Source organism: Nocardia sp. NPDC050718 (assembly GCF_040654235.1).
In the GTDB taxonomy this organism is placed as follows: domain Bacteria; phylum Actinomycetota; class Actinomycetes; order Mycobacteriales; family Mycobacteriaceae; genus Nocardia.
The window spans coordinates 174,696-186,389 of the sequence record NZ_JBFAHQ010000004.1; the positions used below are offsets into that span (position 1 = coordinate 174,696).

General features: G+C 69.0%; 12 protein-coding genes. 10 read left to right on the forward strand and 2 right to left on the reverse strand.

The annotated features are described in order from the left end of the window. Positions 1–12: 12 nt before the first annotated feature. Positions 13–1,518 (forward strand): aldehyde dehydrogenase family protein, encoded by a 1,506-nt coding sequence (locus AB0H54_RS19810; RefSeq protein WP_357346776.1) that lies wholly within the window; start codon positions 13–15, stop codon positions 1,516–1,518. A 26-nt stretch (positions 1,519–1,544) separates the two neighbouring features. Here the strand turns inward: AB0H54_RS19810 and AB0H54_RS19815 are convergent, their stop codons facing one another. Both AB0H54_RS19815 and AB0H54_RS19820 read right to left on the reverse strand, forming a co-directional pair. Next, positions 1,545–1,940, reverse strand: coding sequence for a VOC family protein (locus AB0H54_RS19815; RefSeq protein WP_357346777.1), 396 nt, complete (start codon positions 1,938–1,940; stop codon positions 1,545–1,547). After that, positions 1,937–2,710 carry a MarR family transcriptional regulator gene (locus tag AB0H54_RS19820; RefSeq protein ID WP_357346778.1) on the reverse strand — a complete coding sequence of 258 codons (774 nt, stop codon included), beginning with the start codon at positions 2,708–2,710 and terminating at the stop codon, positions 1,937–1,939. The genes AB0H54_RS19815 and AB0H54_RS19820 overlap by 4 nt, the downstream gene beginning before the upstream one ends. 121 nt (positions 2,711–2,831) lie before the next feature. Between AB0H54_RS19820 and AB0H54_RS19825 the strand changes: the two genes are divergently transcribed. The 9 genes from AB0H54_RS19825 (at position 2,832) to AB0H54_RS19865 (ending at position 11,691) form a co-directional block, all read left to right on the forward strand. Beyond that, on the forward strand, positions 2,832–3,998 hold the full coding sequence (locus AB0H54_RS19825) for an AI-2E family transporter (protein ID WP_357346779.1): 1,167 nt from the start codon (positions 2,832–2,834) through the stop codon (positions 3,996–3,998). 141 nt (positions 3,999–4,139) lie between these two features. After that, positions 4,140–5,246 carry a glutamate--cysteine ligase gene (locus tag AB0H54_RS19830; protein ID WP_357346780.1) on the forward strand — a complete coding sequence of 369 codons (1,107 nt, stop codon included), beginning with the start codon at positions 4,140–4,142 and terminating at the stop codon, positions 5,244–5,246. Between the two features lie 114 nt (positions 5,247–5,360). Further along, complete coding sequence (locus tag AB0H54_RS19835) at positions 5,361–5,534, forward strand: CsbD family protein (RefSeq protein ID WP_355272486.1); 174 nt, start codon at positions 5,361–5,363, stop codon at positions 5,532–5,534. Between the two features lie 149 nt (positions 5,535–5,683). Next, positions 5,684–6,175 carry a DinB family protein gene (locus AB0H54_RS19840; protein WP_357346781.1) on the forward strand — a complete coding sequence of 164 codons (492 nt, stop codon included), beginning with the start codon at positions 5,684–5,686 and terminating at the stop codon, positions 6,173–6,175. Between the two features lie 68 nt (positions 6,176–6,243). Continuing rightward, positions 6,244–6,567 carry an LLM class flavin-dependent oxidoreductase gene (locus tag AB0H54_RS19845; RefSeq protein WP_357347536.1) on the forward strand — a complete coding sequence of 108 codons (324 nt, stop codon included), beginning with the start codon at positions 6,244–6,246 and terminating at the stop codon, positions 6,565–6,567. Next, positions 6,488–6,880 carry a hypothetical protein gene (locus AB0H54_RS19850; RefSeq protein WP_357347538.1) on the forward strand — a complete coding sequence of 131 codons (393 nt, stop codon included), beginning with the start codon at positions 6,488–6,490 and terminating at the stop codon, positions 6,878–6,880. The genes AB0H54_RS19845 and AB0H54_RS19850 overlap by 80 nt, the downstream gene beginning before the upstream one ends. 367 nt (positions 6,881–7,247) lie before the next feature. After that, on the forward strand, positions 7,248–8,138 hold the full coding sequence (locus tag AB0H54_RS19855) for an SDR family NAD(P)-dependent oxidoreductase (RefSeq protein ID WP_357346782.1): 891 nt from the start codon (positions 7,248–7,250) through the stop codon (positions 8,136–8,138). Positions 8,139–8,231: 93 nt separating this feature from the next. Beyond that, positions 8,232–9,902: an acyl-CoA synthetase gene (locus AB0H54_RS19860; RefSeq protein WP_357346783.1), complete on the forward strand. Its 1,671-nt coding sequence runs from the start codon at positions 8,232–8,234 to the stop codon at positions 9,900–9,902. A 121-nt stretch (positions 9,903–10,023) separates the two neighbouring features. After that, entirely contained in the window at positions 10,024–11,691 is a 1,668-nt protein-coding gene (locus tag AB0H54_RS19865; protein WP_357347540.1) for an FAD-dependent oxidoreductase, read from the forward strand. The last annotated feature ends 3 nt before the right edge of the window (positions 11,692–11,694 follow it).

Sequence of the window (11,694 nt, forward strand, 5' to 3'; positions counted from 1 at the left end):
GAGGAAGCAGAGATGAGTACCACCGAGCAGGCGCCGGTCACGGCGGAAGTACTGGTGTCGTTCGATCCCGCGACCGGTGAACCGATCGGCGAGTACCCGATCGACGCCCCCGAGCAGGTCCAGCGCGTGGTCGGCACGGCGCGCGTCGCCGCGGAATTCTGGGCGGGGCAGCCGTTCTCGGCGCGACGCACGGCGCTGCTGCGCTGGGCGTCGTACCTGACCGGGCACGCCGAGGAGTTCACCGCCCTGATCCAGCGGGAGAACGGCAAACCGGTCGACGACGCCTTCCTCGAACTCACCCTGGCGCTGGGCCACATCGACTGGGCCGCCCGCCACGGGGAGCGGGCGCTGGCCTCGCGGCGGGAGCGCCCCGGCCTGCTGATGGCGAACTTCGCCGCCACGGTCGAGTGGCGGCCACTCGGTGTGGTCGGGGTGATCGGGCCGTGGAACTACCCGGTCTACACCCCGACCGGCTCGATCGCCTACGCCCTCATCGCCGGGAACACCGTGGTGTTCAAGCCGAGTGAGTACACCACCGGCATCGGCAACTACTTCGCGGCGGCCTTCGCCCTGGCGAATCCCGAGCTGCCGCAGGGCATTCTGGAGACCGTCAACGGGTACGGCGCCACCGGTGCCGCGCTGGTGACCGCCGGGGTGGACAAGGTCGCCTTCACCGGGTCGACCGCGACCGGGAAGAAGATCATGGCCGCGGCCGCCGATTCCCTGACACCCGTGCTGCTCGAATGCGGTGGCAAGGACGCCGCGATCGTCGCCGGCGACGCCGATGTCGCGGCCGCCGCCCGCGATATCGCCTGGGGCGCCTTCGCCAACAGCGGCCAGACCTGTGTCGGCGTCGAACGGGTCTACGTCGTGAAATCCATACGCGACCAGTTCGTTTCGGAGCTGCGCAAGAACCTCGACGGTGTGCGCGCCGGCAGCGATCCCGGGGCCGACTACGGCCCGATGACCATGCCGGGCCAGCTCGAGGTGGTCCGTCGCCATATCGAGGACGCGCTGCGCGACGGCGGCACCGCCGTGGTCGGTGGGCCCGATTCGGTGCGGGCGCCCTTCATCGACCCGGTCGTGCTGCTCGATGTCGACGAACAGTCACCCGCGGTGCAGGAGGAGACCTTCGGGCCCACCCTGACCGTGCGGTCGGTCGCCGATGTGGACGAAGCGGTGGCGCTGGCCAACGGCACCCGCTTCGGGCTGGCCTCCACCGTCTACTCGAAGCGGCACGGGCTCGAGATCGCCCGTCGGCTGCGCGCGGGTGCCACCTCGATCAACGCGGTCCTCGCCTTCGGCGCCATCTCGTCCCTGCCGTTCGGCGGGGTGGGCGAGTCCGGCATCGGGCGCATCCACGGTCAGGAGGGGCTGCGTGAGTTCGCCCGCCCGCATGCGCTGGCCCGGCAACGGTTCGCGATCCCGGGCATGGCGTTGCTGACCTTCGAGCGGACGGCCGCAACCATGGCCATCGTCCGGAGCGCGGTGCGGACCCTGTACGGCAACAAGCACTGACACCGGACGAGCGCGCCCGCGTTCGGCTACGAACCCGGTCGCTGTGCGGCGGGCTGGAACAGCTCGATGAGATTGCCCGCGGGGTCGGCGATGAGGACCTGCCGTCCGCCCGGGCCGGACACCGGGTCGCTGCGGAAGTCGACGCCCGCGCCACGGAGCCGGGCGATCTCGGCATCGAGGTCGGCGACGAGGAGGTGGATCCGGTTGCCGCCCGGCCCGGCCAGTTCGGCCGGGGTGGCGCGGGCACCGGAACTCGCCGGACCGGACAGCAGGAGCCGCAGGGGACCTCGCACGACATCGGCGAAGGCGGGCGCGGCATCGGTGTGCAGGGTGAAGCCGAAGTGCCCGGTGTAGAAGTCGATCGCTGCCGCGACGTCGTCGACGAGGTAGCGGACGGCGGCCAGGTCGGTGGATGTGGTCATGGCGCACTGCCTTTCGGGTGGGCGGTGAGGGTGGGCAGGAGGTGGCGGACCCGGGTGTCGATCTCGGTCGCGGTGGCCAGGAACAGGGGGTAGGGGTCCTCGTCGGCGCGGTGCCGCGCGGCCGGGTCCGGAATGCTCCAGTGGATGTGTCGCGGGTGGTCCGGGAAGTCGGGACAGTTCTCGCGGGCCTTGTCGCACAGGGTGATCACGACATCGAAGCGCTGATCACGCAGTTCCTCGAGCGGCCGGGGTACCCGGGCGCCGACATCGATGCCGAACTCGTCGCGCAGCACACGCACGGTGTCGGGATGCAGCGCCGGTTTCGGCCGGGTTCCGGCGCTGAGCGCCGTCACGCGGTCCTCGCCGCGGTGCCGGAGCAGGGCTTCGGCGATCACCGAGCGGGCGCTGTTGCCGGTGCACACGAACAGCACCGTTGACGCTGCCTGCGGTTCGATGGACGGTGCGCCGGGGTGCATCCGGAGCGCCGGATGCAGCGCGGGGCCCGCGCCGGCGATCAGGTCGGCGCAGCGGTCCAGATCCAGGTGGTTGTAGGTATCGCGGCCGTCGTGGCTGCTGCGCGTCGTCGTGACCAGCCCGCCGTCGCGGAGCAATCGCAGGTGGTAGGACACCAGATTCTGCGGTTCGCCGAGCCGCGTCACCAGTTCCCGCACGCGCAGATCGCCGCCGGCCAGCTCGGTGAGCAACTGCCATCGCAGGGGATGAGCGGCCAGCTGAACGAATGGGGGCACCGTTCGGCGGGGCGAGGTCACCACTCCAGGTTAGCACCGAACGCATCAAATGAGTTTGATGGAATTGCGTCCGGTCTCGGCGTCGCGATCCGGCCCGGCGTGCAAGACTGGCGGCGTGAGCGGGCCGGTGAAAGAACCTTCGGTGCAAGAACCCAGAGTGGTGGCGTCGAACGGAAAGTCGTTGCGCGACCGAGGGGAGGTGATCGGCGGCGGGCTGCTGTGGCTGGCCAAATGGTCGCTGTGCATCGTGGCGATCGCGGCGGGGGCGTGGGTGCTCGGTTCGGTCGCCGCCCGGCTGTGGGTGGTGATTCTGCCGGTCGCGCTGGCGATCGTGGTCGCCACGATCCTGTGGCCGCTCACCCGATGGCTGACCCGGCACCGGTGGCCGCCCGCGCTGGCCGCGTCGACGACCCTGCTGGGATTCCTCGCGCTGGTCGCCGGCGTCGTCGCGCTGATCGTGCCGTCGGTGGCCGATCAGGCCCCCGAACTCGTCGACAAGTCCACCGAGGGCGTCAATCAGGTCCGCGACTGGATCCAGGGCCCGCCGTTGCGGATCCGCGACGAGCAACTCGATTCCGCCGTCGAGGCCATCGTGGCGCGGCTGCAGTCCAGCGGCGCGCAGATCGCCAACGGGGTGTTCACCGGAGTCTCCACCGCGACCTCGTTCCTGATCACCGTGTTCCTGGTGCTCGTACTGGTGTTCTTCTTCCTGAAGGACGGGCCCCGGCTGCTGCCGTGGATGCACGGGGTGTTCGGCAGCCGCAGCGGCCGCCACGTCGAAGCCGTCCTGGAACGGGTATGGGCGACCCTGGGTGGATTCATCCGGACCCAGGCCGTCGTCAGCATGGTCGACGCCCTCTGCATCGGTACCGCGCTGTTCATCCTCGACGTCCCCTTGGCGCTGGTGCTGTCGGTGATCACTTTCATCGGCGGATTCGTGCCCATGGTCGGCGCGTTCGTCGCCGGTGCGCTCGCGGTCCTCGTCGCGCTGGTCGGCAACGGGTTCACCACCGCGGTGATCGTGCTCGGCATCGTCATCGCGGTCCAGCAGCTGGAAGGCAATGTGCTGCAACCGGTGCTGCAGAGCCGCAGCATGGAGTTGCACGCCGTGATCGTGCTGCTCGCGGTGACCGCGGGCGGCTCGCTCTACGGCATCACCGGCGCGTTCCTCGCGGTGCCGGTGGTGGCGATGGTCGCGGTGGTCATCCGGTACATCGGCGAGCAGATCGATGCCGCCACCGGAGCACCACCCGCGGAGGCGGACGAATCGGACATCGAGGAGTCGGTGGTGCCCGACCCCGCTGTCTGACCCGAACTCGTCGGACCGCGGCCCGACACGACGCCGACAGGGTTCACCTCGGCCACGGCCTGGACTACCGTGAAGATGTCGCCGCTGTGTCGTGGTCGCGGCGGGAAGTACCTCGTCGAATCCCTGCGAAGGAGGCGGGCGGTGGGCAGGCACGCGGACGTACTCACGGTCGGTGTCGAAGAGGAATTCCTGTTGACCGACCCCGGCACCGGGGCGCCGGCCCCGAAGAACCGCCAGGTCGCCGCCGCCGCGCAGCAGGCCGGCATCGACCTGCAGCTCGAGTTGACGCGGTGCCAGGTGGAAACCAGCAGCCGGGTGCACTCCGATATCGGCGAACTGCTGGGGGAGTTGCGCGCCTCCCGGCGCCGGGTCGCCGAGTGCGCGGCCGAGCACGATGCCCGGTTGCTCGCGGTCGCGATCCCGCCGACCGTTCCCGAGCGATTTCCGGTGACCGACACCCCGCGCTACGAGCGGATCGCGCGCACGTTCGGGATGCTCGCCCGCGAACAGGGACTGTGTGGTTGCCACGTCCACGTCGGCGTGCCGGACCGGGAGACCGCGGTGCTCGTCGGCAACTACGTGCGGCCCTGGCTGCCGGTCCTGCTCGCCACGACGGCCAACTCGGCGATCTACCGCGGCAGCGAGACCGGCTACGCGAGCTGGCGCAGCATTCTGTGGCGGCGCTGGCCGAGCGCCGGTCCGCCGCCGTATTTCACCTCGCTCGACGACTACGAGGCGATCGTGGCGATGATGCGGGCCAGCGGGAGCATCCTGGACAACAAGATGGTCTATTGGGACATCCGGCCCTCGGAGTCGTTCCCGACCGTGGAGATCCGGGTCAGCGATATCCCGGCCACCGCGGCCGAATCCGCGCTGCTGGCGGCGTTGATCCGGGGGATCGTGAGCTCCGGGCTGCGGTCGATCGCCCGGCGGGAAGCGGCACTCGCGGTGTCGGGCGAGGTGCTGCGGGCCGCCTACTGGAACGCCGCGCATTCCGGCCTGGACGGCAACGGCCTCGACATGGCCGACAGCCGGGTGGTTCCGCATCGGGACCTGCTGCGACGCCTCGTCGAGCACATCGAGCCGGCGCTCGTCGACAGCGGTGACCACGAATTCGTGGTCGCGGCGATCGACGCGTTGATCGGCCGGGGAAACGGTGCGCGCCGCCAGCTCGAGGCTTTCCGCGCCCGACGCGACATCGCCGACGTGGTGGCCGAATCCGCGCGGGCGACGCTGGACGGGTGCTGAGGCGGACCCGGCGCCGTTGTTTGTCCCGGCGCGACCCGGGTACCGCCGCGGTGGGTCCCCAAGACGGCCCACGGCCACCGTGGTGGCCGAGCGAACGTCGAAAGGAATGCCGCGATGAGCTTTGCGGACAAGGCGAAGAACAAGGCCGAGGAATTGGCGGGTAAGGCCAAGGAGGCCGCCGGCAAGGCCACCGACGACCGGGACCTGGAGAACGAGGGTCGCGCGGATCAGACCAAGTCCGACCTGAAGAACGCCGGCGAGAAGGTCAAGGACGCCTTCCGGAACTGACACCCGTCCGCGGGGCACCGAGCACGATCGCCGGTGCCCCGCGGGCGCTCGCCGTTTGCCGAAACCGCAATTTCGCGTGCCAGATCGCGGCGGGCATGACGAGACTCGAGGGCGACGCGGGCCGACGCTCGCGACGGAAGGAGACTCTTGTGCCGACACCGCGCCGCACCCGCCGCAGGGATACCCCACCGCCCCGGACCGGCAGCGGCGAGGCCGAGGTGCTGCGCGGCTTCCTCGACTATTTGCGGACATCGGTCGCCGCGAAGGTCGAGGGCGCGCCGGAGCCGCAGGCGCGCACCGCCGCCGTGCCGTCGGGCACGACGCTGCTCGGCGTGCTCGCGCATCTGACGTTCGTCGAACGCGCGATGTTCCTCGGGGACACCGTGACCGACTGGCAGGCCACTTTCCGGGTCGCTCCCGAGGACGGTGTGGGTGACATCGTCGCCCGCTACCGGTCCACGGTCGAGCGCGCGAACGAAATCCTCGACGGCTGTACCGATCTCGGAGCACCGATTCCGCGGCCCGGGCGCCCCGCGCCCAGTGTCCGCTGGGCGCTCACGCACATGATCGAGGAGACCGGCAGGCACGCGGGCCATGCCGATATCCTGCGCGAACTGATCGACGGCAGCACCGGCCGCTGAGGTCACTGGGTGAGCCGGTCGCCGCCGACCACAACAGCCTCGACACGCTGACCGCGCACGCCGAGGCGCTGGAGGCCAACGGGTGGAAGGGCGCCCTGCTCGGCACCGGCTGGGGCCGCCCCGACACCTTGACCGTGGCCGCCGCGCTCGCCGCGCGGACCCGCACGTTCGAACCGCTGATCGCGATCCGTCCCGGGTGCTGGCGGCCCGCGAACTTCGCTTCCGCCGCAGCCACTCTCGACCATCTCACCGGTGGCCGGGTGCGGGTTCTGGGGCGAACCGCTCGACGGCGTCCGGGAACGGATCGAACGGCTGCGCGCGCTCAGTGCCGAACTGGGTCGCGAGCACGCCCCGCTGGAATTCGGGCTGCGGATCACCACCTTCGTCCGTGACACCACCGAGCAGGCCTGGGCCGATGCCGAGATCAGGGTCGCCGAGATGGCGGCGAACAGTGATGGCGCACCGCAGGATCCGCGGCGCCCGACCGCCGTCGGGCAGCAGCGGCTGCTGGAGCTGGCGGCGCGGGTACCACCTGGCTGGTCGGTTCCGCCGAGGACGTCGCCGAGTCGCTGCGTAAGTATCGGGATCTGGGGATCACCCACTTCGTGCTGTCGGATACGCCGTACCTGCGCGAGATCGAACGCCAGGGTGACCAGCTACTGCCGTTGCTCGGGGAATGAGCGCACGCGGCGCCGTGGCCGGTAGTCGCCGGCGGTGAGGTCGACGGGCTTGCCCCGGATATGCGGCCGCGCCTCGGGATGACGCAATGGGGCCTGCGCGGCGCTGACGACTCACCTTCGCCGAACTCGAATGCGTGGCGGTGGCTGTCGCCGAGTGCGAGAGGTGTGTATACAAGTGTCAGAATGTGTGATAGACATCTGTCCAGACACTGAACTGCCTCCGTTGGACGGTCGGTTCCGGTCGTAGCGGAGGTTGACGGTCATGCACTCCCTCCGGAGAACGTGCAAGGTGAGGAGAGCCTGATGCGGCGGAAACCGAGTGCTCGATGTGACGTCGAGTGTTGTCCGGATGTCCCGACGGTGTGCGGACCGGGCATCACGGGTGGTGTCGAGTGAGCCGACCGCAGATCATGTTCGGCCGGGGGGCGGTGGTTGTCGGCGGCAGTAGCGGTGTGGGATTTGCTGTGGCGAGCCTGCTGGCGATGAACGGTGCGGGAGTGGTGATCAACGGACGGGACGGGGCGGCTGTGGACCGGGCCGTCACCGAGATCCGTGCTGCGGGCGGCGCGGCGTGGGGTGTCGAAGGGTCGGCGGCCGATTCGCTGGTCGCGGACAAGCTGGTCGGAACGTGTGTTGCCGAATGCGACGCGGTGGATGTGCTGGTCAATTGCGCCGGGATCGCGGAACCGTCCGGTTCCTCGATTCTTTCGGTCGATCCGCGGGACTGGCAGGCGCAGCTGGATTCCCATCTGGCGACGACATTCACGACCTGCCGAATCGCCGCCCCGCGCATGGTGGCACAGCAGCGTGGCTCGATCATCAACACCTCGTCCTTCGCGTTCCTCGGTGACTTCGGTGGTACCGGCTACGCCGCTGCGAAAGGCGCGGTCAACAGCCTCACCTTGGCGATCGCGGCTGAGTTGAAAGACAAGGCGGTCCGCGCGAATGTGGTCTGTCCGGGCGCTCGGACCCGGCTTTCCACGGGGTCGGCCTATGAGGACCATCTGACGGAGTTGTACCGCCGCGGGATGATCGACCAGGTGACGATGGACGCGTCGCTGGATCCACCACCCGCTGACTACGCCGCCGCGGTGTATCTGTACCTGAGCAGTGCGTCGGCGGTGTCCGTCACGGGCGAGATCTTCGTTGCCGCAGGAGGATTCGTGGGAAGGTATCGACGGCAGACTCCGCAGGTCCTGGGCTACCGCGATCACCGTACGTCGCCGGTGTGGCCGATCGGGGACCTGCATCGAATGATCGCCACCGATATGGATGCCACGTAGCAGTCCGGCGGATCGCCGTCGTTCGCGCCCGAACCGGTCTGTCCGGCCACGGTTTCTGAGTGCAATTGATGAATCAAGTTCCATATCATCGGGATGGTTTCAATCGTGAAATTCAATCTGTCGGAAGTCTTCGCCGCTGTCGCCGCGGCGGTGCCTGATCGGGAATTCATAGTCTGGCGCGACCGGCGGATCAGCTATGGCGCGGCCGACCGGCGCAGCAGTGGATTCGCCAGCTTTCTCGCAGCTCGGGGGTTCGGTTGCCGGATCGAGCGGTCGTCATTGGCCGGTCATGCCTCGGGCCAGGACCATGTCGGCATCTACCTGCGCAACTGCACCGAATATCCGGAGATTCTCGTCGGCGCTTACCGGTCGCGCACTGTGCCGTTCAACGTCAACTACCGCTACGTCGAAAGAGAACTCGTCTACCTGTTGCGCGACGCTCAGGTCAAAGTGCTTGTCTACCAAGCGGAATTCGCCCCCCGGGTCGCGGCGATTCTCGACGAATTGCCCGGATCGGTGTTGCTCGTCCAAGTCGCCGACGGCAGTGACCATGAACTACTGCCGGGTGCCGTCGCCTACGAAGACGCGGTGTCGACTCCGCGGCCGCCGGACGGGCTCCCCGCACCTCGCGGCGAGGACCTGTACCTGCTGTACACCGGCGGCACGACGGGGATGCCGAAGGGGGTGCTGTGGCAGCAGGACGACATCTACATGGCCGCCATGGGTGGCACCCGGTTCGGCACCGGTGAGCAGCTCGGCTCCTACGCGGAGCTCGTCGAATCGGCACGTGCGACCGAGGGGCACTACCGGCTCGTGGTCGCCGCCCCGTTCATGCACGGCGCCGGCGGGTGGTTGCTGTTCCAGACGGTGACCCACGGGGGCACACTGGTATTGCCCTCGGTCACGGACCGTTTCGACCCGGCCTCCGTGCTCCGGGCGGTGTCGCGAGAGCGCGTGATCGCGCTGCCGATCGTCGGTGACGCGATGGCGCGTCCGATCGCGGGTGAACTCGAATCCGGTCGCTACGACCTGGGCACGCTCGCCGCGGTGCACAACGCCGGCGCGCCACTCACCCCGACGGTTCGTCAGCGGCTGATGACCGCACTGGGTCGCGAGGTGATGGTGATCGACTCCGTGGGTTCCTCGGAATCAGGGATCCAGATGACACAGGTCTACGGTTCCGCCGACCCGCAAGCAGGCGGAAATTTCGCGCCCCAGAGCTCGGACACCGCTGTCGTCGACGAAGAGATGAGCCGGGTGCTCACCGAGCCTGGGGCGCACGGCTGGCTGGCGCGGCGCGGCCGGATTCCGCTCGGATATCTCGACGACGAAGCGAAGACGGCACGGACGTTTCCCACTATCGACGGACAGCGCTGGGCGATCGCCGGAGATCGCGCGAATCTGGTCGACGGCGGCCGGATCGAATTGCTCGGCCGCGACAACCTGACCATCAATTCCGGCGGCGAGAAGATCTTCGTCGAGGAAGTCGAGCGGGCCATCGCGGCGCATCCCGGCGTATCGGACGTGGTGGTCATCGGACGGACGTCGAGTCGGTGGGGGAGCGAGGTCGTGGCGATCGTGGAACTGATGGATGACACCGTCACCGACGCGGAATTGCTCGCCGAAGGCGCGAAACACATTGCCCGCTACAAACTTCCGAAGGCGATTCTCCGATGTTCGGAAATCGTGCGTTCGCCTACCGGGAAAGCGGATTACCGGTGGGCGCAGGACTTCGCGGTGCGCACGGGCATGGCCATGGGCTGAACGGAGTTGCCGCCGACCAGGCGAGGGCTCTCCCGGCCTGTTGTCTGCCACCGGCACACGACCTCGACCGCATGACCGCCACATGAATCGACTCCTCGGTTCCCCAGACGTGAGGACACCCATGGCCTTCGTGATCACCCAACGTTGCTGCAACGACGCCAGCTGTGTGGTGGAGTGCCCTGTCGACTGCATTCGGCCCCGGCCGGACGAGCCGGCGTTCGCCACCGCCGAGATACTGCACATCGACCCCGATACCTGCATCGACTGCGGTGCGTGCGTGGAGGCGTGCCCCGTGGACGCCATTTTCGGTGCCGACGAACTGCCACCCGCCCTGGCGCGCTACGCCGACATCAATGCCGCCTATTTCGAGCGCAATCCACTCGACACCGCCATCGCGGCCGCGCCGAACCCGATCCGTGTGCCACGGGAGTCGGCGACGCTGCGGGTGGCCGTCGTCGGCACCGGCCCGGCGGCCTGCTACGCGGCCGAGCAGCTGCTGGGACGTGGCCGGGTCGAGATCGACATGTTCGACCGGCTGCCCGCGCCATGGGGGCTTGCCCGCTACGGCGTAGCCCCCGACCACCCCGAAACCCGCGGTGTGACCGACATGTTCAACGCCGCCTTCAAACGGGACGCGGTGCGGATGCACCTCAACGTCGACATCGGCCGAGACGTCACCCACGACGAATTGCTCGCGCACTTCCACGCCGTCATCTACGCCGTCGGGGCCGCCGGTGATCGCCGGCTGGGCATCCCCGGTGAGGATCTCGCGGGCAGCTACTCGGCGACCGAGTTCGTGGCCTGGTACAACGGACATCCCGACTTCGCCGACCGGCGCTTCGATCTCTCGGGCGAACGCGCCGTCATCGTCGGCAACGGCAACGTAGCGCTCGATATCGCCCGCGTCCTCACCGCCGATCCGGCGACGCTCGGTCGGACGGACATCGCCGACCATGCGCTGGAAGCGCTGCGGCACAGCAATATTCGTGAAGTAGTGCTCCTCGGCCGCCGGGGTCTGCCGCACGCCGCGTTCACCGGGCCCGAGTTCCTGGCGCTGGCTGAGCTCGATGTCGACGTGGTGATCGATCCCGCCGACATCGATGACGACGTGGCCGCGGTGCTCGCGGACCCCTCGACCGATCCTGCGCTGCGGCTCAAGCTGACCTTGGCCGGGGAATACGCGCGACAGACGGGAGCCGGCGATCGCAAGCGCATCGTCTTCCGGTTCCTCGTCTCCCCGGCCGAGGTGAGCGGCGCTGATTCGGTGGCCGCGGTGCGGATCGTCCACAACGAGTTGCGCGCCTCGGCCGACGGCGCGACAGCTGTCGCCACCGACCGCACGGAAGTCGTACCCACCTCGCTGATCCTGCGGGCGGTCGGCTATCGCGGCAACCCGATCCCCGATGTTCCGTTCGACTCCGCCGCTGGCGTGATTCCGCACCGGCGTGGCCGGGTGGTCGATGCGGCGGACTCGGTCGTACCCGGCGTCTATACCGCCGGCTGGATCAAGCGGGGCGCGCGCGGGGTCATCGGCACGAACCGGGGTGATGCCGAGGAGACGGTGACCGGGCTGATCGAGGACTTCCTCGCCGGCAGTCTGGCGGAGCCGGATCGCGACCGTGCGGCGTTCGAGGAACTGCTCACGCAGCGCTGTCCGCAGCGTATCGATCGCGGTGGCTGGATGGCGGTCGATGCCGCCGAGCGGGCCAAGGGCGCTCTGGCGGGGCGGCCCCGTGTCAAGTTCGTGCGCGCCGGGGAGATCGTTGACCTCGCGCGTCGCGGAATGTGAGCT